The organism is Dactylosporangium sp. NPDC049742 (assembly GCF_040674675.1).
Taxonomy (GTDB): domain Bacteria; phylum Actinomycetota; class Actinomycetes; order Mycobacteriales; family Micromonosporaceae; genus Dactylosporangium; species Dactylosporangium maewongense.
Map to the genome: position 1 here is coordinate 56,583 of NZ_JBFANF010000047.1, position 20,191 is coordinate 76,773.

The following is a 20,191-nucleotide window of genomic DNA, read 5'->3' on the forward strand; positions in this document are numbered from 1 at the left end:
ACTGCACCGGTGTTCGTGATCACGCTCAGCTACCTGGTCGACGTCGAGCAGATCGACGAGGCGATGCCCGCGCACCGCGAGTGGGTCGACGCCCAGTACGACGACGGCATCTTCCTCGCCTCCGGGCCGCGGGTCCCGCGCGAGGGCGGCGTCATCCTCGCCGCCGGCGTGCCCCGCCCTGAGCTGGAGGCGCGACTGTCGCTCGACCCGTTCATGCAGAAGAACCTCGTCGCCTACGACGTCGTCGAGTTCGTCGCCCGCGCCGTCAAGCCCGGCCTGGAGGCGCTGCGCGCATGACGACCCCGGAGTACTGGGGATCACGGACCGTCAAGGTCGAGGGCGGGCTCCGGGCCCGCAGCACGCGCGGCGACATCGGCGAGAGCTGGTGGAGCAAGCGCTTCCTCGCCGTCCTCGAGTCGTTCGCGCTCGGCACCCGCCTCACCCGCGGCCGCAACTACGCCCGCGCCGGGCAGGTCCTGTCGCTGACCGTCGAGCCCGGCGAGGTCGCGGCGGTCGTGCAGGGGTCGCGGCCCACGCCGTACCAGGTGAGCATCGCGCTGCAGGTCTTCGGCGACGACGTGTGGGGCCGGGTCGAGGCCGCGCTGGCCGCGGAGGCTCTCGGCGCCGCGAAGCTCCTCGCCGGCGAGCTGCCGCCGCACGTCGAGGACGTGTTCGCCGAGGCCGACGCGCCGCTCTTCCCCAGCCGCGTGTACGACCTGGCGATGCGCTGCTCCTGCCCCGACGCCGCCGTGCCGTGCAAGCATCTCGCGGCCGCGTTCTACCTCCTCGCGGAGCGCTTCGACGCCGACCCGTTCCAGATCCTGCTGTGGCGCGGCCGCGGCCGGGAGACGCTGCTGGCCAACCTGCGCGCCCTGCGCACGGGCACCGCCGCGGCCACGGCCACGGCCACCGGGCCGGCGGAGCCGGTGCTGACGGGGGCGGCCCGGGTCCTCGCCGACATGGCCGAGCCGGAGGTGGAGCCGGAGCGCTTCTGGTATCCACCGGTGCCCCTCGCGGAGCCCGAGCCCGGCGCCGTCACGGGCCGGGACCTGCTGCTGCGCCAGCTGCCGACGCCACCGCCGGCCCTGGGCGGCCGCGATCTGCTGTCCGCATTGCGCAGCTGGTACCGGTAGCGCCGTTCACGTTCGGGTAGGGTCGCGGGCATGACCGGTCCGCACCCGCCGCACCAGCCGGAGCCGTCGCCGCCCGGCCCGGCCGGACCGCACGACGCCCAGCCGGCGAGCGCCCCACCGGCTCCCTCGTCCGGCGCGGCGCAACCGCCGTCCGGGGCGCCCCAGCCCGGTGGGCCGCAGCTGCCGGCCGCGGTCCACGCGTTCGGGGCGCCGCAACCGTTCGGTGCCCCGCAGCCGTTCGGGGCGCCGCAGTCATTCGGTGCCCCGCAGCCGTTCGGCACACCACCCGGTGCCGCTCAACCACCGGCCACGCCACCGTCGTCCGGGGCACCCCAACCGTTCGGCGCCGCCCAGCCGCCGGGCACGCCGCCACCGTTCGGCACCCCGCCGCCGTCGAGCGGGCCGCAGCCGTTCGGGCCGCCGCAGCCGCCGAGCGGTCCGCAGTCGTTCGGGCCGCCGCAGCCGCCGAGCGGTCCGCAGCCGTTCGGGGCACCGCAGTCGTTCGGGGCGCAACCGCCCGGGGCCCCGCAACCGTTCGGCGCTCAGCAACCGTTCGGGGATCAGCAACCGTTCGGGGGTCCCCAGTCGTTCGGGGTGCCGCAGCCGCCGCGGGACAAGCTGGTCGTCCCACTGATCATCATCGTCGCGACGCTGCTCGTGCTGTGCCTGGCGGGCGCCGCCGGCGCCGTCTACTTCCTGCGGGAGGAGCCCGGCGGCGACAAGACCTCCGAGATCGTCGGCGGCTGACCGTGCGGCGAGGTCGGCGGGTCACGGTCGCGATCCTGTGCGTGGCCGGCGCGCTCGCCGGCTGCGGCACCCCCGCCGGCACCGACGGCGACCTCACCAACGGCTGGCCGGCCCTGCCCGCCGCCTCCTACTCCCCGCCGGCCCAGGGGTCGTGCCTGCAGGGGGCCGTGGCCGCGTTCGAGCCGTCGGCGTCGCCGCTGCGGGCCGTCGACTGCGCCGAGCCGCACGCCGTCGAGGTCGTCGGCGGCGGCACCGTCCCCGACGCGCCCGCGCCGCCCGCCTGGGACAGCGACCCCAGCCGCGCCGCGTACGCCGAGTGCGACAAGGCCGCCACCGCCTACCTCGGCGGCGACTGGCGCACCGGGCGGCTGTTCCCCGTCTTCCGCATGCCGGCGGCGGCGACGTGGCAGGCGGGCGGCCGCCGGTACCTGTGCGGGATCGCCGAGGCGTCCGACGACCTCTTCGCGCCGCAGGAGCGGACCGGCAGCGTCAAGGGCGGCCTGAGCGGCGGCAAGGGCCCGCTCGCGCTCGCCTGCGTCCAGCTCTCCGGCGGCGACCTCGACGCCAAGGGCTTCTACGGCACCGTCGACGCGGTCAAGCCGGTGGCCTGCGACGCCCCGCACGACACCGAGTTCGTCGGCGCCTGGACCGCCCCGGCCGGCGAGTACCCGCCGCAGCAGAAGCTCAAGGAGCTCGCCGGCGACGCCTGCTACCTGAAGATCGCCCAGTTCCTCGGGCTCTCGCAGACGCAGCTGTTCCAGCGGGCCGACATCTACACGTTCTGGACCGGCCTGACCGCCAACCAGTGGGCCCTCGGCGACCGCACCGCCCACTGCTTCCTCAACGTGTCGAGCAAGACCCCGCTGCGCGTCTCGGTCCGCGACCTCGGCACGAAGCAGCTGCCGTGACGCTGACGCTGCCCGAGCCCTGCGTGGTCGTGCTCGTCGGGCCGGGCGGGGCCGGGAAGTCGACGTGGGCCGGGGCGCGCTTCGCCGCCGACCGGATCGTCAGCAGCGACCGGCTCCGCGCGCTCGTCGGCGCCGGCGAGGACGACATCACCGCCAGCGCCGACGCGTTCGCGCTGCTCGACACGGTCGTGGCGCAGCGGATTCGGCGGCGGCTGACCACCGTCATCGACACGCTCGGCCTGGACGCCCAGCGGCGGGCGGGCTGGATCGCCGCGGCGCGGGAGCACGGGCTGCCGGTGGTGGCGGTCGCGTTCGACACGCCCGCCGCGCAGTGCCGCGCCAGGAACCGGGCCCGGGCCACGAAACGGATCCCGGCCGACGTCCTCACCGCCCAGCTCCGCACCTGGGCCTCGACGAGGGACGCGCTCGTGTCGGAGGGGTTCGACGCCGTACACCTGGAGCGACCGACATCGGAGACGCCGGCGCGCACGGTGCCCGAGGCGTTCGTCGCGGCCGCCGAGGCCCGGCGCCGGCAGGAGGACGACCCGGCCCGGCTGCGTTTCGGCCTGCACATCGGCGAGTTCCAGGGCGTCGACGTGCGGGCCACCGCGGTCCGGGCCGAGGAGGCCGGCTTCGACGCGATCTACGTGATGGACCACTTCCGGCAGATCCCGCAGCTCGGGCGCGCCTGGGAGGACTTCCTGGAGAGCTACACGACCCTCGCCTACCTCGCGGCGTGCACCACCAGGGTGCGGCTGGGCGCGCTGGTCACCGGGGTGACGTACCGCAACGTCGCGCACCTCGGCAAGATCGTGGCGACCCTCGACGTGCTCAGCGGCGGGCGGGCCGTGTGCGGGCTGGGGCTCGCGTGGTTCAAGGAGGAGCACGTCGCCTACGGCTGGCCGTTCCCCTCCGTCGGCGAGCGCTACGCGCTGCTCGAGGACGCGCTGCGGGTGCTGCCGCTGCTGTGGGGCAAGGGCAGCCCCGGGTTCGAGGGGCGGGCCCTGACGGTGCCGGAGGCGCTGTGCTACCCGCGGCCCGTACAGGAGCGGCTGCCGATCATCGTCGGCGGCAACGGCGAACGGCGCACGCTGCGGCTCGCCGCCACCTACGCCGACGCCGCCAACGTCATGGGCGACCTCGCCACCGTCCGTCGCAAGGCGTCCGTGCTGCACGGGTACAACCCGGACACCCGCCTCACCCACCTGGGCACGGCGCTCGTCGCCGCCGACGACCGCCACCTCGCCGACCTCGTCGAGCGCCGCCGCGGCCGCAGGTCCCGCGAGGCCTACGCCCGGGAGGTCAACGCCGGCACCGTCGCCGACCACGTCGGCCGCTTCCGCCAGCTGGCGGACGCGGGTGTCCGCGAGGCGATGGTCCGCCTCCCCGACCCCGAATGCCTGGCCCCGATGGCCGAGGTCATGGCCGCCTTCCGCTGAGCGCTACGGGGCGGTGTCGGTGATCGCCTGGCGGAAGACCTTGGAGCGGTGGGCGTAGTTGTCGAAGCGGCCGTAGCTGGGGGCCGCCGGCGACATCAGCACGACGCCGCCGGCCGGGGTCACCTTGCGGGACAGGGTGACCGCCTCCTCGAGGCTGTCGGTGACGTGGGTCGTGACGAGGGGCAGGCCCGCGAGGAGCCCGACGAGGCGGGCGCCGCTGTCGGGCATGCCGATCACCGTGGTCGGGGTCGTCGCCGCGGCGAAGTACTCGCGCAGCGGCGAGTAGTCCACGCCGCGGTCCTCGCCGCCCAGCAGGACCGTGAGCGGGCGGTCGCGGAAGGCCTCGATCGCGTGGATCGCCGCCTGCGGGATCGTGGACAGCGAGTCGTCGACGAACGTGAGGCCCGACGGGTCCTCGATGCGCTCCAGGCGGTGCGGCAGGCCGGCGAAGCCGGCGAGGGCCGCCTCCAGCAGCGGCGCCGTGGCGGCCACGTCGACGCCGTAGGCCTGCAGGACGCCGAGGGCGACGCACAGGTTGGCCTCGTTGTGGGAGCCGAGCAGGCGCAGGGCGGTGCGGGGGAAGAGCGGCGTGCCGCCGAGCCTGAACACGCCGCCGGCCAGGTGGAACGAGTCGGGGCCGCCGACGACGTGCAGCGGCAGGTCCGTGAAGCGGCGGGCCAGCTCCGACAGGACGAACGTGGAGCCGGCGTGCACCACGACCGCGGACGGGCCGTTGGCGACGAGGTTGAGCTTGACCCGGTAGTACTCGTCCTCGCCGCCGGTCCAGTCGAGGTGCTCCGGGAACAGTGACGTGACGGCCGCGACGCGGGGCGAGTCGTCGAGGTCGGCGCACTGGTACGCCGAGAGCTCCAGCACGTAGGCGGGCGCGGGCGGCAGGTCCAGCACGGGGATGCCGATGTTGCCGCCGAGCTCGTTGGGCGCGCCGGCGGCGGCCAGCAGATGGCTGACGAGGCTGCTCGTGGTGCTCTTGCCCTTGCTGCCGGTGACGCCGATGGTCACGTCGCGGTGGGCGGCCATCCACAGGGCGGTGCCGCCGGTGACCCGGGTGCCGGCGGCGCGCAGCTGGACCATCCACGGGTGGGTCTGCGCGACGCCGGGTGAGCGGACGACGACGTCGGCGGCGCGCAGCGCGTCGAACCCGGAGGGCCCGGCGTGCAGCGGCGCGAGCGCGGCGAGCTCCGGCGACCAGTCCTTGGTGAGGAAGTTCTGCCGGTCGTCGACGGCGACCAGCGACGCGGGGCCGGCGGCGGCGATGGCGCGGACGGCGGCGACGCCTTCGCGGCCGGTGCCCCAGACGGCGACGCGCCGGTCGCGCAGGTCAGCGAGCTGCACCGAGACCCTCCAGGGCGGCGAGGTAGACCGGCGGGACCAGGTTGGGTCCGTCGCCGCGGAACGTGGCCTCGACCTCGGCGTCGGACGGCAGCCCCGCTCCCGCCCGCACCTCGGTGGTCAGCGCGGACACGATCAGGGTGTCCTTCCACTCGTCCTGCTCCGCGAGGAGGCGCAGCGCCACGAGGGACTCCTCGATCTCGCCCACGCACTCGAACGGCTTGTGCGCGGTGAGGCCCATCAGCTCCCGGTACCCCGGCAGCTGCGTCGGATCGGCGAAGATGTCGGTGCCGAAGATGCCGAGCAGGCGCTCACGGCCGGTGAACGGGGCCATGGCGAGGAAGACGAACCGGCACTTGGGGCAGTGCCCGCACCACCGGTCGGTCGCGTCGCGCTGCTTGAACGCCGCGTTGCAGCTGGTCACGACCGCGTCGTAGGTGGTGAACTTCGCGAAGAGCGCCGCGATGTGCAGCTCCGACAGCCCGCGCAGCAGCGAGAAGTACGCCTCCTGCAGGCCGGCGTGGGCGAGCAGGGCGTCGCGCAGGTGCGCCTCGGCCGGCAGCCCCTTGGACCACTGGTGGTTGATGTCGCGGCCGAGCCAGCTGAGGTTGGGCACCGAGGCCGAGGACTCGTTGGACATGACGACCGGGCCGAGGCCGTGCATGAGCGAGGCGGCGACGGCGATCAGCGAGTTGATGGCCGTGACCGGGATGTGGCCGTTGTACGCGCCGGCGGCGTTCAGCTCCCGCATCCTCGGGTCGAGGGTGCGGCGGACGGTGCGGACGGGCTGCGGTGACACGGCCATCACGCTGCGGATGATCGGGTTGGGGTTGACCGCGAACAGCACCGGGTCGAGCCCGGCCAGCTGCAGCGCCTCCATCGTGACGATCGAGTCCTTGCCGCCGCCGACCGCCGCCAGGGGCGGGCCGGACGGCTCGTGGGTCTCCGCCGGCGGCTCGGCCCACGGGCCGGGGACGATCTCCAGGTCCAGCACGTAGTCGAGCTTGTTCTGGTACGCGAACTCGCCGAGGCCCTCGCGGAACAGCGCCGTCACCCACGCCCAGGCCTTCTCGGCGACCGGGAACCCGAGCTCCACCTTCCGCGGCGCGGCGATCTTGTAGTACGACGTGGACGCCGCGACGTAGAGGAGGTCCAGGACCCGGTCGAGGGCCGGGTGGAGCACCGACGGCGGCCCGAAGTCGACGGTCTCGGTGAGCACGAGGTCACCGAGCGCATAGTGGAAGCGGGCGACACCGGTCGACGGGTCGAACTCCCGGCCGGGGAAGCGCAGCGCTTCGACGTTCACGCGGGTCTCCTAGCTCTCGCGCCCGCGCCATCCACGGACCGGGCAATGGTATCTGCCGCGCACCGCCCGCCGGCCGGTCCGGTGCGTCGGGAAGCCGCCTCCACAGCGTCATCCGGACCATCACCGAAGGTGAGCGGGATCGCCCTCGATGGCGGGAGCACGTACGCTCTGGCCATGCGTACCCAGGGACGGGTTGTGGACTTGCCGGCGCCGCCGATGACGCTGTGTGAGTTCCGTGGGTGGCACCACCCGCCGGGACGCGCTGCGGTGCAGCTACAGGGCCGGCTCTGGGCAGCCGCGACGGGGTGACCCCGTCCCGGGACCTGCCCGATGGCCGGGCGAGTCGCGGCAACCCCGCCGCGCCGCCGCCGGACGCACAGACTTGGGGGCAACACAGCGTGGGACAGATGCATTACGGCGGTGAGCCGGGCAACCCGTCGGCGGGCAGGGCGAGCGTTCCGGGCCCTCCGCCGCAGGCCGGGCGCGCGAGCGTCCCGGGTCCGCCGCCTCAGGCGGGGCGCGCGAGCGTCCCGCCGCCGTCCGCGGAGCCGCCGACCGGGCGCGCCTCCGTGGGCGGGCCTGTGGGTGGCCCTGTGGGTGGCCCCGGCGCGGGGCCGGTCCGGGCCGCCGCGCCGGTGACCGGGCCGGTCACCGGGTCGGCGTCGGTGCCGACCTCCGGGGCGGCGTTCGGCTCGGCGTCCGCGCGGGCCTCGGTGCCGTCGTCGGCGCGGATGGCGCCGCCGTCCGCCGCCGTCCCCGACGCCCCCGAAGGTCGGCCCTCCCCGGGTGCCCGCGCGAAGAAGCGGCGCCGGCGCAACATCATCATCGCCGCGCTCGCCGCGTTCATCATGATCACCGGCGTCGGCATGGTGGCCGGCACCTACTACTTCGACCAGGTGGAGCTGCCGGAGAACCTCGCGCTGGAGCAGTCGACGTCGATCTACTACGCCGACGGGCCGCTGATGGCCCGCATCGGGCGCAACCGCACGCTCGTCAAGTTCGAGGACATCCCGAAGCACGTGCAGCAGGCCGTCGTCGCGGCGGAGGACAACACCTTCTACACCAACGACGGCGTCGACTACTGGGGCGTCGCCCGCGCCGCGTGGAACAACGTCACGGGCGGTGAGCTGCAGGGCGCCTCGACGATCAGCCAGCAGTACGCCCGTAAGTGGGCCACCCTCGAGGGCGTCACGTACGGCCGGAAGGTCCGCGAGGCGATCATCGCGACGAAGCTCAACCAGCAGTACACCAAAGACCAGATCATGACGATGTACCTCAACATCATCTACTTCGGCCGCGGCGCGGACGGCATCCAGGCGGCGGCGTACGCCTACTTCAACAAGCCCGTCAAGGAACTGAGCGTGGCCGAGGGCATGGTGATCGCCGGGATCATCAAGAACCCAAACGGTGAGAAGGAGAAGGGCAGCCCGTTCGACCCGACGGTCAACCAGGGCGAGGCACAGGGCCGCTTCGACTACATCCGCAAGCAGATGGTGGCCCTGAAGTTCATCCCCGAGGCGGAGGCGCAGCAGCTGAAGCTGCCGACGCCCATCACGCAGGCGCAGAACCGGGCCAACAACGCCGCCGCCAACACCGGCCTGGACAAGCCGGAGGGTCTCGCGGTGCACCACGTGCTGCAGGAGGTCGCGGCGCTGACCGACCCGGCGACCGGGGGGCTGCTGTACGAGGACGTCGACCCGCAGGGCGCGAAGAACTTCGACCGGATCCGCAACGGCGGCCTGAAGATCGTCAGCACGCTCGACTCACGCATTCAGAAGGTCGCGGTGCAGGAGGCGAGCACGCAGAGCAAAGACTCCAACATGTTCAACCAGCGGGACAACCTGCAGGCCGCCCTGGTCGCGGTCGAGCCCGGGACCGGCGCGGTCAAGGCCTACTACGGCGGCGACAAGGGCTCCGGCAACGACTACGCCGGCTACTACATGGATCCGGTGCTCGGCGACGGCAAGCCGAGCTGCTGCGGCGGCCACCCGCCGGGCTCGACCTTCAAGGTCTACACCCTCGCGACGGCGCTGATGGCCGGCTACACCATCGGCTCCTTCTGGAACGGCGTGCCGCACGACATGGGCAGCCGCACCGCGGCGAACAAGAACCAGGTCAAGAACGCGACCGAGGGCACCGTCCCGCACTGCAAGTCGGGCTCCGGCACGTGGTGCACCCTCGAGGAGATCACGGTCGACTCGCTCAACGTCCCGTTCTTCGAGATCGCGATGATGCTCGGCCCCGACAAGGTCATCGACACGGCGCGGGCCGCCGGCCTCACCGGCATGTGGGCCACCGTCAAGGTCGACGGCAAGTTCGAGGCGCAGCGCCAGGACCTGCTCAAGCTCAAGGGCGCGGACGTCGGCGGCAAGCTGTTCGACAACGAGGTCGGCTTCGGCCAGTACCCGATCACCGTCCTGGACCACGCCGGCGGCATGGCCACCTTCGCCGCCCGGGGCATGGCCGCGAAGACCCACTTTCTGAAGGAGGTGTGGCAGGGCGACAACCGCGTGTTCGCCGAGGTGCTCAAGCCGCAGCGGATCGCGGGGTTCACCGAGCAGATGGCCGACGACCTGACCACCGTCCTGCAGGGCGTGCCGACGCACTACGGCCTGAAGGCTGCCCACGGCTACCCGCTCGCCGGCAAGACCGGCACCTGGCAGCTGGGCACCGGCACGGACAACGCGCACGCGTGGATGGCCGGTTACGTCCCGTACGACAAGTCGAAGAACTCCCCCGGCCTGGCCGCCGCCGTCTGGGTGGGCAACAAGGACAAGGAAATGCCCATCAAGTTCAAGAACGGCGACAACATCATCGGCGGCAAGCTGCCGGGACCCGTCTGGCGGGACTTCCTCGACGGGGCGCTGACCGCGGTGAAGATGCCGAAGGTGTCGTTCCTGCCGTCGAAGGGCGTCGGCGACAAGGACGTCGGCACTGGCATCTCGCCCACCCCGAGCGCCCCGGTCGACCCGGCCAACCCGACGCCGAACCCCAACCCGAACCCGAGCCCCAGCGGGTCCGGGCCGAGCAAGAGCCCGAAGCCGAGCGCCAGCCCGAGCGCCAGCAAGAAGAACTGAACCGTCCTGACCGGCCCTTTCGGGGAAGGGCCGGTCAGGACCGCCAGGCGGCGATGATCGCCGCCGCGTCGTCGGCCACCTCGGCGGCCTCCAGGTCGTCGGTGTCCAGGACGGCGTCGGCGTGGGCGCGCAGGTCGCGCCGGGCGGTGAGGTAGGCGCCGAGCTGGTCCAGGCGCCACGCCTGCGGGTCGTCGTCGTCATCGTGCTCGACGCGGTCGATGAGCACCGGCGCGGACACGTCCAGCAGCAGGTGGCGCACCTCGTGACCGCGGGCCCGCAGCCCGTCGAAGAGCTCGGCGAGCACCGGGGCGCGGACCACGGTCATGGGCACGATGAGCGGGTCGGCGCCGCGGGTCTGCCACGCGGCGGCGGTGACGGTGGCCGAACGCCAGACCGGGAGGTCCTGGTAGTCGCCGGACTTGATCCGCCCGACCGTCCGCTTGAGGACCCAGCCGATGCGCTCCGGATCGAACGCGCGCGCCTTCGGGTCCCGGCGGCACAGCTCCTTCGTGAGGGTCGTCTTGCCGACGCCGAAGGGTCCATTGATCCAGACGATCACCGGTCCAGCCTTTCACGAGGCGGCGCCCGTGGACCGGTTACGCCGCGCCGGGCTGCCAGGTTCTTCGCAGCGGGCGTCGAGCCGGATGGCAGGCCCGCGGGCGATAAATGAGGCATGAACATCTTGACCCTCCCCCAGCGCTCCGCTTCCGGCCTCGATCACGTCACCGTGCTGCTCGTCGCGGGCGGGACGAGGTTCACGGACCTGACCCGGTACCTCCCCCACGACTGGACGGTGCTGCGCCGCACGACGGACGAGCCGGTCGGCCGGGACCCGGACATCGTGGTGCTCGACGACCCCGGCCCGAAGGCGGTGACCGCCGCGTGCCTGCGGCACCCGTCGTCGGCGATCGTGGTGGTGCTGAGCCCTTACAGCGACCACCAGGAGGTCGTCGACGTGCTCGAAGCGGGTGCGGACGCGTGTGTGCGTTCCAACACCACTGCCGTCGTCGCGGCACATGTCGAAGCCTGCCGGCGACGCCAGGCGGCATAGGGGTATTTGGCGTTTCCGACAACATATTCCAGAGAGCGCTTTCATGGGGTTTTACGATTGACAATGCGCTAGTCATGAGCCACTCTGAATCGTGTCTTGAGAGCGCTCTCAGGCCGATTGGCGGCCAGGGTGACCAGCCGATCGTCCAGGCGAAACGTGATCAGGGTGTAACCGGTGTGAGGGTGCGACGGGCGGCGGAGCGGCATGCTTCGTCGCCCGTCCTTTTTCTGCGCCATACCATCGGGCGACTTCAGTCATGATGGGTCCGGCAGACAGATATGGGGGAAAGCGCAGATGGTGATGTCGGGGCGGGATCGGCCCACGCTGGAGAACGTCGCGCAACGTGCCGGAGTCTCGCGGGCCACCGCCTCCCGCGTGGTCAACGGCTCGACCTCCGTCGCGCCGCACATCCGCGACAAGGTGCTCAACGCCGTCGACGCCCTCGGGTACGTGCCCAACCAGGCGGCCCGCAGCCTGGTGACCCAGCGGACCGACTCGATCGCCCTCGTCGCCTCGGAGACGACCAGCCGGGTGTTCTCCGACGACCCCTTCTTCGCCGCCGTCATCCGAGGCGTCAGCCTGGAGCTGGAGGCCGCCGACAAGCAGCTCGTGCTGATGATGGTCGGGCCGTCCGGCCCCAGCCACGACCGGGTCGAGCGCTACGCGACCGGCGGCCACGTCGACGGCGCGATCATCTTCTCCATGCACGGCGCGGACCCGCTGCCGGAGCGGCTCAGCCGCGCGGGCGTGCCGGTGGTCTGCAACGGCCGGCTGCTCACCCAGTCGCAGGTGCCCTACGTCGACGTCGACAACGAGGACGCGGCCCGCGCCGCGGTGCACCACCTGCTCGACACCGGCCGCCGCCGGGTCGCGACGATCGCCGGGCCGCAGGACATGAGCGCCGGCATCGACCGGCTCAAGGGGTACCGGTCGGCGATGCAGGACGCCAGCCGGCGCTCGATCGTCGCGGTCGGCGACTTCACCCGGCAGTCCGGCGCGCTCGCCATGAGCCAGCTCCTCGCCGACGATCCGCAGCTCGACGCCGTCTTCGCCGCGTCCGACGCGATGGCCGACGGCGCCCTGCGCGCCCTTCGGCAGAACGGCCGCCGGGTGCCCGACGACGTGGCGGTCGTCGGGTTCGACGACATGGAGTTCGCCCGCGACACCGAGCCGCCGCTGACCACCGTCCGGCAGCCGATCACCGACATCGGGCGCACCGTCGCCCGGCAGGTGCTGCGGATGGCGGCCGGCGAGCAGATCGAGCCGGTGCTGCTGCTGCCGACGGAGCTCATCAAGCGCGAGTCGGCTTGAGTGTGCCGCTTGCGGCGCATTGGGGGGCTCCGGAGGCTCCGGAGGCGAGAATCCCCCGGTGGGATCCGCCGCTTGCGGTGGGGCAGCCGGTAAGAGCCTGACGAGTTCATCGAGATAGGGCATTGTGGGACGGGTGAGACTCGCGACCTGGAACGTCAACTCGGTCAAGGCCCGGCTCCCGCGCCTGCTCGACTGGCTCGAGACCACCGGACCCGACGTGCTCTGCCTGCAGGAGACGAAGGTCGGCGCGGACGGCTTCCCCACCGAGGAGGTCGCCGCGCTCGGCTACGCCGTCGCCGCGCACGGCGAGGGCCGGTGGAACGGGGTGGCCCTGCTGTCGCGGGTCGGCCTCGACGATGTGGTGCGGGGCTTCGAGGGCGACCCCGGCTGGGGCGGCGAGCCGACCGGCGAGGAGGGGCTGTTCGAGTCGCCCCGCATCGAGGCCCGGGCCATCTCCGCGACGTGCGGCGGCGTGCGGGTCTGGTCGGTGTACGTGCCGAACGGCCGCACCCCCGAGTCGGCGCACTACACGTACAAGCTGCGCTGGCTCGACGTCCTGCGCTCCCACATGGTGGACGAGCTGACCCGGACCGACCAGCTCGTGGTGTGCGGGGACTTCAACGTCGCGCCGACCGACGCCGACGTGTTCGACCCCGCGGCGTTCGCCGGCGCCACGCACGTGACGGCGCCCGAGCGGGAGGCCCTGGCCGCGCTGCTCGCCGCCGGGCTGCGGGACGTGGTGCCCACGCCGATGAAGGGCCCGAACCCGTTCACATACTGGGACTACCGCGCCGGCATGTTCCATCAGGACAAAGGCATGCGGATCGATCTCTTCTACGCGAGTCCGGCGATCGCGGCGGCCGTCAAGGCCGCCACCATCGACCGCGAGGCACGCAAGGGCAAGGGTCCGTCGGACCACGCGCCGATCGTGGTGGACATCGACGTTTGAACACGCTCCGTGACCAGTGACACCTGGCCGGACGGTACTGTTAAAAGTGAAACGATCAAGTAAAGTGGTGGCTGGCCCACGGCCTCCTTTTGTGCGTGCTTCAGCCAAAGCGGAGCGTGATCACACCGTTACGATGAGCTGGTAATTCGCCCGATTCGGGGGTGTATGATCCATAAGTCTTTGTGCTTGGATCACGCCCTCATCACGGCCCGGCGTGGACTTGGTTACAGGACGGGGGGTGACCCTTGACGATCGGCCGAACGGGAGACAGGGTTCCACCAACGGAGGCGACACACCAAGTCGGCTTCGTGCACGCTCTGCCCGTGGACCGAACCTGCGGATAGGGCACCAGGAGTCCACGAAGACACAGCCGATCGGCTGCTGACGCCACGGGCCCCGGTCTGACCGACGCGCGGTTCCATGCGACGGTCATTGCTGGCGGTTGCGCAAGGCGGGGCAAGCGGCCGGGGAGAGGGGCGCCACGCCCATGACTATGGGACCCGTCACGTCCAAGAGCGACGAGCAGGTGCCGAGTGTCGAAGAGGCGACCAGTACGCCGTCCGGTGTCCCCGCCAAGGCCATCGAGGGTCGGTCGCTCGGTCAGATCGCCTGGACCCGTCTGAAGCGTGACAAGCTCGCGCTGACCGGTGCGGGCGTCATCGTGTTCCTCGTGCTCGTCGCGATCTTCGCACCGCTGATCAACAAGGTGTGGGGACACCCGATCAACGAGTTCCACCAGGACAAGATCAACCCCAACCTCGGTGGTATCCCCGAGCCCGGCACGTGGGGCGGCATCAGCAAGGAGTTCCTGCTGGGCGTCCAGCCGGTCACCGGCCGGGACATGTTCTCGCAGATCATCTACGGTGCCCGGGTCTCGCTGCTGGTCGCGCTGTCCGCCACGGTCGTCGCGGTCATCCTCGGCGTCGTGCTCGGCATCTGCGCCGGCTACTTCGGCGGGTTCATCGACAGCATGGTCAGCCGCCTGATGGACCTGATCCTGGCGTTCCCCTACCTGCTGTTCTCGATCGCGCTGATCTCCGTCGTGCCGGTCACGACCGCCTGGCGCATCGCGGTGGTCGTCGGCGTCATCTCGTTCTTCAGCTGGCCATACATCGGCCGCATCGTCCGCGGGCAGACCCTCTCCCTGCGGGAACGGGAGTTCGTCGAGGCCGCCCGCAGCGTCGGTGCCGGGCCGACCCGGATCCTCTTCCGCGAGCTGCTGCCCAACCTGGTCGCGCCGATCCTCGTCTACTCGACGCTCGTCATCCCGACGAACATCGTCTTCGAGGCGTCGCTGTCCTTCCTCGGCGTCGGCGTGCTGCCCCCCACTCCCTCGTGGGGCCGCCTGCTCTCCGATGCGGTGAACTACTACACCTACGACCCGGTGTACATGTTCGTGCCGGGCCTCGCGATCTTCATCATGGTTCTCGCCTTCAACCTGTTCGGCGACGGCCTGCGGGACGCGCTCGACCCCAAGGCCAACCGGTAACCCGTACCAGCGCTGCCACCTGCGTACCGGCACCGCCACCCCGTGCCCGGACCGGATTCCGCACCTGGGATCCGTCCGTGCCGCCCCGATCTCCGCTCGCACAGCAGCACAGCTCGGACGGCCCGTCCCTCGGCGGGTCGTGCCAAACAAGGAGGGAAACCTAGTGAGAATGAGGACAGGGGCATTGGTGGCCGGTTCGGCTGCTGTCGCCCTGGTGTTGTCCGCCTGTGGGTCGGGCGGCGACGACAAGACGCCCAGCACGGGCTCCAGCACCGCGGGTGTGTCCGGCTTCAACGCCGCCACCAAGGGCGTCATCAACCCTTCTGACAAGAAGGGCGGCACGCTCAAGCTCGTCAACCACTCCGACCCGGACTCGTTCGACCCGGTCCGCGCGTACTACGCCTGGGTCTGGAACTTCCAGAAGGGTTACTACGTCCGGACCCTCCTCACCAACGCGTCGAAGCCGGGCGAGGACGGCCTGAAGCTCGAGGCCGACCTGGCCGAGAAGCTGCCGGAGATCACCGACGGCGGCAAGACGTACACCTTCAAGCTGAAGGACGGCGTCAAGTTCGAGGACGGCGCGCCGATCACCTCGAAGGACATCAAGTACGGCATCGAGCGCGTCTTCGCGCAGGACGTGCTGTCCGGCGGCCCGACCTACCTCATCGACGTGCTCGACCAGGGCCAGAAGTACCCCGGCCCGTACAAGGACACCGACCCCGACAAGCTGGGTCTGAAGTCCGTCGAGACCCCGGATGACAAGACGATCGTCTTCAAGCTGAAGGAGCCGCTCTCGGACTTCAGCTACCTGCTCGCCATGCCCGGCGCCGGCCCGGTCCAGAAGGCCAAGGACACCGGCGACAAGTACGGTGACAAGCCCGGCTCGACCGGCCCGTACAAGTTCCAGTCGTACGAGCCCGGCAAGAAGGCCGTCCTGGTCCGCAACGAGAACTGGGACGCCAAGACGGACACCATCCGCAAGGCGCTGCCGGACCAGATCGACCTGACCATCGGCACGGCCGTCGAGGAGATCGACAACCAGCTGCTGAGCGGCGACGTCGACATCGACACCGCGCAGACCGGTGTCCAGCAGGGTGCGCAGCCGAAGATCCTGCTCGACCCGACCAAGAAGGCCAACGCGGACACGCCGACCACCGGCTTCATCCGCTACTTCTCGATCAGCACCAAGGTCCCGCCGTTCGACAACATCCACTGCCGCAAGGCCGTGCAGTACGCGACCGACAAGGTCACGATGCAGACCGCGCGTGGTGGTGCCGAGGCCGGTGGCGACGTCGCCATCAACATGCTCCCGCCGAACATCGCGGGTCACGACCCGGCCATGGACCTGTACAACACCAAGTCGGGCAAGCCGCAGATCGACAAGGCCAAGGAAGAGCTGGCCGCGTGTGGCAAGCCGAACGGCTTCGACACGGTCATCGCCACCCGTAACGCCGGCAAGGAGCCGAAGACGGCCGAGGCGCTGCAGGCCGCGCTGAAGAACGTCGGCATCAACGCCCGTCTCGACCCGACCGACGCCTCGCTGTACTTCCGCTCGACCATCGGCGCGCCGTCCAACGTGCACGCCAAGGGCTACGGCCTGATGATGGCCGGCTGGGGCGCGGACTTCCCGACCGCCTACGGCTTCCTGTCGATCCTGGTCGACGGCCGCACGATCTCCGCGTCGGGTAACAACAACTACGCCGAGCTCAACAACCCCGAGGTCAACAAGCTGATCGACGACGCCAAGGCCGCGACCGACCCGAAGGCCGCCGCGGACATCTGGTCGAAGATCAACAAGATCGTCATGGAGGAGGCCGTCATGGTTCCCTTCGTGTACGACAAGGCCCTGAACTACCGCAACCCCCGCCTGACGAACGTCTTCGTCACGGAGTACTACGGCATGTACGACTTCAGCAGCCTGGGCGTCTCCAGCTGACGAGGTCGTCCTGACCGAGCAATGCCAGTAAGCCGGTAACCCGCCCTTCCGAGGAAAAGAAGGCAGGTGAAGGCCACGGCGCCGGCCGGTGAGACGGGAACCCCGTCGAGCCGGCCGGCGTCAGGCCGCACACGTGATCAACTACATCCTGCGCCGCCTGGTCACAGCCGTCGTGCTGCTCGTGGCCGTCTCGGCCGTCACCTTCCTGATCTTCTTCGCGATCCCGAAGGCCGCCGGAGCTGATCCTGCCGAGATGTACGTCGGTAAGTCGGCGACCCCGCGCGACGTCGAGGCGACCCGGGTCAAGCTCGGCCTGGACAAGCCGATCTACATCCAGTACGGCCGCTTCCTGAAGGGCATCGTCGCCGGCCGCGACTACAACAACGGCCCGACCGTGACCCACTGCTCCGCCCCGTGCTTCGGCTACTCCTTCCGCACCGACCGCGAGGTGTGGCCGCTGCTGATCGACCGGCTCCCCGTCACCATCTCCCTCGCCATCGGGGCCGCCGTCATCTGGCTGCTCTTCGGCGTCGCCGGTGGCGTCATATCCGCACTGAGACGCGGCTCGATCGCGGACCGCACAGCGATGATCATCGCGCTCGCCGGCGTCTCACTGCCCATCTACTTCACCGGTCTGGTCGCCCAGCAGCTCTTCGTCCATACCTGGCCGATCTTCCAGGGTGGCGAGTACATCAACTTCAAGGACGACCCGGTCGGCTGGGCCAACAAGCTCTTCCTGGCCTGGGTCACCCTCGCGCTGCTCTTCGCCGCCCAGTACACCCGCCTCACCCGCGCCCAGATGCTCGAGACCATGAGCGAGGACTACGTCCGCACCGCCCGGGCCAAGGGCCTCAAGGAGCGGGTCGTGGTCGGCAAGCACGCGATGCGCTCCGTGCTCACCCCGATCGTCACGATCTTCGGCCTGGACCTCGGTGGCCTCCTGGGCGGTGCGATCCTCACCGAGAGCGTCTTCAGCCTCCCGGGCATCGGCCGGCTCAGCATCGACGCCGTCAACGTCAAGGACCTGCCGATCATCCTCGGCGTGACCCTCTTCGGCGCGTTCTTCATCGTCATGGCCAACCTGCTCGTGGACCTGCTCTACGCCGTGATCGACCCGCGGGTGCGGCTCTCGTGACGCTGCCGCAGCCCCGATCCGCTCGACCCGGCACCCCTGGAAAGGAGTGAGCATGTCCACCAGTCTGCTCAAGGACGGCGACCCGACCCCCGTCGGCGCCGGCTCGTCGGCACAGTCCTTCCTCGACGTGCGTGACCTGCGGATCCACTTCAAGACCGACGACGGCATCGTGCGGGCCGTCGACGGCCTCACGTTCCAGCTGGAGCGCGGCGAGACCCTCGGCATCGTGGGCGAGTCCGGCTCCGGCAAGAGCGTCACCAGCCTCGGCATCCTCGGCCTGCACCGGCGGGGATCGGCGAAGATCTCCGGCGAGGTCTGGCTCGACGGCGAGGAGCTCATCGGCGCCTCGCCCGAGCGGGTCCGCGCGCTGCGCGGCGCCAAGATGTCGATGATCTTCCAGGACCCGCTGACGGCGATGCACCCGTACTACACGGTGGGCAAGCAGATCATCGAGGCCTACCGGGTACACCACAAGGTCAGCAAGGCCGAGGCGAGGCGCCGGGCCGTGGAGATGCTCGACCGGGTCGGCATCCCCCAGCCGCAGAAGCGCGTCGACGACTACCCGCACCAGTTCTCCGGCGGTATGCGGCAGCGCGCGATGATCGCGATGTCGCTGGTCAACAACCCGCAGCTGCTCATCGCCGACGAGCCGACCACCGCCCTGGACGTGACGGTGCAGGCGCAGATCCTGGACCTGATCCGCGACCTGCAGGCCGAGTTCAACTCCGCGGTCATCATCATCACCCACGACCTCGGTGTGGTCGCCGAGCTCGCCGACGACATCCTGGTCATGTACGGCGGCAAGTGCGTCGAGCACGCCACCGCCCAGACCATCTTCCGGCGGCCGGAGCACCCGTACGCCTGGGGTCTGCTGTCCTCCATGCCGCGCGTCGACCGGGAGGTGCGCGACCGGCTGGTCCCGATCAAGGGCAACCCGCCGTCGCTGATCAACCTGCCGAGCGGCTGCTCGTTCCACCCGCGCTGCCCCTACGTCGAGCGCAACGGCATCCCTTGCAAGACGGTCGAACCGACGCTGGCGGATGGCACGATCGACCACGGTGTCTCGTGCCACATCCCGACCGCGGAACGGCTGGCCATCTTCAAGTCGGACATCGCCCCATCCCTCTGAGGAGCACGACAGTGTCGACGAGCACCCAATCCCAGCCGGCCGCTGCTCCGCAGCGGGACGGCGAGAACCTCCTCGAGGTCCGCGGCGTCGAGAAGCACTTCCCGATCCTTCGGGGTGCCTTCTTCAAGCGCAAGGTCGGCGCCGTGCGCGCCGTGGACGGCATCGACCTCGCCGTCAAGAGCGGTGAGACGCTCGGCCTGGTCGGCGAGTCCGGCTGCGGCAAGTCCACCACCGGCCGGCTCATGACCCGGCTGCTGGAGCCGACCGGCGGCAAGGTCATCCTGGAGGGGCGCGACATCTCGCACCTCGGCGTCTCCCAGATGCGCCCCCTGCGCCGGGAGATCCAGATGATCTTCCAGGACCCGTACTCGTCGCTGAACCCGCGGCACACCGTCGGCTCGATCGTCGGCGCCCCGCTGCAGGTGCAGAACATCAAGACGCCGCACGGGCAGAAGCGTGAGGTCCAGCGCCTGCTGGAGCTGGTCGGGCTCAACCCCGAGCACTACAACCGTTACCCGCACGAGTTCTCCGGCGGTCAGCGGCAGCGCATCGGCATCGCCCGGGCGCTCGCCCTGCAGCCGAAGCTCATCATCGCCGACGAGCCGGTCTCGGCCCTGGACGTGTCGATCCAGGCGCAGGTCGTCAACCTGCTCGACGACCTGCAGCGCGAGTTCAACCTGACCTACGTGTTCATCGCGCACGACCTGTCCGTGGTCAAGCACATCTCGGACCGGGTCGCCGTCATGTACCTGGGGAAGGTCGTCGAGGTCGGCCCGCGGGACGGCCTGTACGGCACGCCGCTGCACCCGTACACGTTCGCGCTGCTGTCGGCGGTGCCGGTGCCCGACCCCGACCGCCGCGACAAGGCGCAGCGGGAGCGGGTCCTGCTCACCGGCGACGTGCCCAGCCCGATCGACCCGCCGTCCGGCTGCCGCTTCCGGACCCGGTGCTGGAAGGCGCAGGACGTCTGCGCCCAGGAGGAGCCGCCGCTGCGCGAGCTGCTGCCGGGCCAGACGGTCGCCTGCCACTTCCCGATCACCGACGAGGAGCGCTCGGCCAAGGGCGCGCAGGCGGCCCGGGCCGCCGCCGCGGAGATCCCGGTGGCCGCCTCGACGGACCCCTTTGCGGAGCCGATCGCATAACACCACGGAATGTGCGCCGGGGAGTCGACAAGGTCGGCTCCCCGGCGTTGTTCTGTCAATTCGCCCCCTACCCGCGACCTGCCCCTATG

At 70.9% G+C, this 20,191-nt stretch carries 17 protein-coding genes; 14 read left to right on the forward strand and 3 right to left on the reverse strand.

Annotation, left to right across the window (positions count from 1 at the left end):
• Positions 1-9 precede the first annotated feature (9 nt).
• From AB0J72_RS40965 to AB0J72_RS40985, 5 genes are read left to right on the forward strand one after another with little or no spacing between them, the layout of a single operon-like run.
• Positions 10-297: a YciI family protein gene (locus AB0J72_RS40965; RefSeq protein WP_344502766.1), complete on the forward strand. Its 288-nt coding sequence runs from the start codon at positions 10-12 to the stop codon at positions 295-297.
• Entirely contained in the window at positions 294-1,133 is an 840-nt protein-coding gene (locus tag AB0J72_RS40970) for an SWIM zinc finger family protein (RefSeq protein ID WP_363409425.1), read from the forward strand. Before AB0J72_RS40965 ends, AB0J72_RS40970 begins: the two co-directional genes overlap by 4 nt.
• 30 nt (positions 1,134-1,163) lie before the next feature.
• The gene (locus AB0J72_RS40975; RefSeq protein ID WP_363409428.1) at positions 1,164-1,880 is read left to right on the forward strand and encodes a hypothetical protein; all 717 of its coding nucleotides are present in this window, start codon (positions 1,164-1,166) and stop codon (positions 1,878-1,880) included.
• Between the two features lie 2 nt (positions 1,881-1,882).
• A complete protein-coding gene (locus AB0J72_RS40980) occupies positions 1,883-2,788 on the forward strand; it encodes a septum formation family protein (protein ID WP_363409431.1) in 906 nt (301 codons plus the stop codon).
• Positions 2,785-4,227, forward strand: a complete 1,443-nt coding sequence (locus tag AB0J72_RS40985; protein ID WP_363409434.1) for an LLM class flavin-dependent oxidoreductase — start codon at positions 2,785-2,787, stop codon at positions 4,225-4,227. Before AB0J72_RS40980 ends, AB0J72_RS40985 begins: the two co-directional genes overlap by 4 nt.
• 3 nt (positions 4,228-4,230) lie before the next feature.
• On the opposite strand, the gene murD is transcribed toward AB0J72_RS40985, so the two are convergent.
• Complete coding sequence (gene murD, locus AB0J72_RS40990) at positions 4,231-5,580, reverse strand: UDP-N-acetylmuramoyl-L-alanine--D-glutamate ligase (protein WP_363409436.1); 1,350 nt, start codon at positions 5,578-5,580, stop codon at positions 4,231-4,233.
• A complete protein-coding gene (locus AB0J72_RS40995; protein ID WP_363409439.1) occupies positions 5,567-6,883 on the reverse strand; it encodes a hypothetical protein in 1,317 nt (438 codons plus the stop codon). The genes murD and AB0J72_RS40995 overlap by 14 nt, the downstream gene beginning before the upstream one ends.
• 593 nt (positions 6,884-7,476) lie before the next feature.
• On the opposite strand from AB0J72_RS40995, the gene AB0J72_RS41000 reads away from it, so the two are divergent.
• Positions 7,477-9,960: a transglycosylase domain-containing protein gene (locus AB0J72_RS41000; protein ID WP_363409442.1), complete on the forward strand. Its 2,484-nt coding sequence runs from the start codon at positions 7,477-7,479 to the stop codon at positions 9,958-9,960.
• 34 nt (positions 9,961-9,994) lie between these two features.
• Here AB0J72_RS41000 and AB0J72_RS41005 read toward each other — a convergent pair whose 3' ends face one another.
• Positions 9,995-10,519, reverse strand: coding sequence for an AAA family ATPase (locus tag AB0J72_RS41005; protein WP_363409445.1), 525 nt, complete (start codon positions 10,517-10,519; stop codon positions 9,995-9,997).
• 114 nt (positions 10,520-10,633) lie between these two features.
• Here AB0J72_RS41005 and AB0J72_RS41010 point away from each other — a divergent pair, with 114 nt between their 5' ends.
• The 8 genes from AB0J72_RS41010 (at position 10,634) to AB0J72_RS41045 (ending at position 20,102) form a co-directional block, all read left to right on the forward strand.
• Positions 10,634-11,011, forward strand: a complete 378-nt coding sequence (locus AB0J72_RS41010) for a hypothetical protein (RefSeq protein ID WP_363409447.1) — start codon at positions 10,634-10,636, stop codon at positions 11,009-11,011.
• Between the two features lie 300 nt (positions 11,012-11,311).
• Positions 11,312-12,322: a LacI family DNA-binding transcriptional regulator gene (locus AB0J72_RS41015; RefSeq protein ID WP_344502777.1), complete on the forward strand. Its 1,011-nt coding sequence runs from the start codon at positions 11,312-11,314 to the stop codon at positions 12,320-12,322.
• Between the two features lie 133 nt (positions 12,323-12,455).
• Positions 12,456-13,271 carry an exodeoxyribonuclease III gene (locus AB0J72_RS41020; RefSeq protein ID WP_363409450.1) on the forward strand — a complete coding sequence of 272 codons (816 nt, stop codon included), beginning with the start codon at positions 12,456-12,458 and terminating at the stop codon, positions 13,269-13,271.
• Between the two features lie 487 nt (positions 13,272-13,758).
• On the forward strand, positions 13,759-14,760 hold the full coding sequence (locus tag AB0J72_RS41025) for an ABC transporter permease (RefSeq protein ID WP_363409453.1): 1,002 nt from the start codon (positions 13,759-13,761) through the stop codon (positions 14,758-14,760).
• Positions 14,761-14,974: 214 nt separating this feature from the next.
• The gene (locus AB0J72_RS41030; RefSeq protein WP_363409456.1) at positions 14,975-16,696 is read left to right on the forward strand and encodes an ABC transporter substrate-binding protein; all 1,722 of its coding nucleotides are present in this window, start codon (positions 14,975-14,977) and stop codon (positions 16,694-16,696) included.
• A 133-nt stretch (positions 16,697-16,829) separates the two neighbouring features.
• Positions 16,830-17,831, forward strand: a complete 1,002-nt coding sequence (locus AB0J72_RS41035) for an ABC transporter permease (RefSeq protein ID WP_344502781.1) — start codon at positions 16,830-16,832, stop codon at positions 17,829-17,831.
• A gap of 52 nt (positions 17,832-17,883) precedes the next feature.
• The gene (locus tag AB0J72_RS41040; RefSeq protein WP_363409459.1) at positions 17,884-18,960 is read left to right on the forward strand and encodes an ABC transporter ATP-binding protein; all 1,077 of its coding nucleotides are present in this window, start codon (positions 17,884-17,886) and stop codon (positions 18,958-18,960) included.
• A gap of 11 nt (positions 18,961-18,971) precedes the next feature.
• The gene (locus AB0J72_RS41045) at positions 18,972-20,102 is read left to right on the forward strand and encodes a dipeptide ABC transporter ATP-binding protein (RefSeq protein ID WP_363409462.1); all 1,131 of its coding nucleotides are present in this window, start codon (positions 18,972-18,974) and stop codon (positions 20,100-20,102) included.
• The last annotated feature ends 89 nt before the right edge of the window (positions 20,103-20,191 follow it).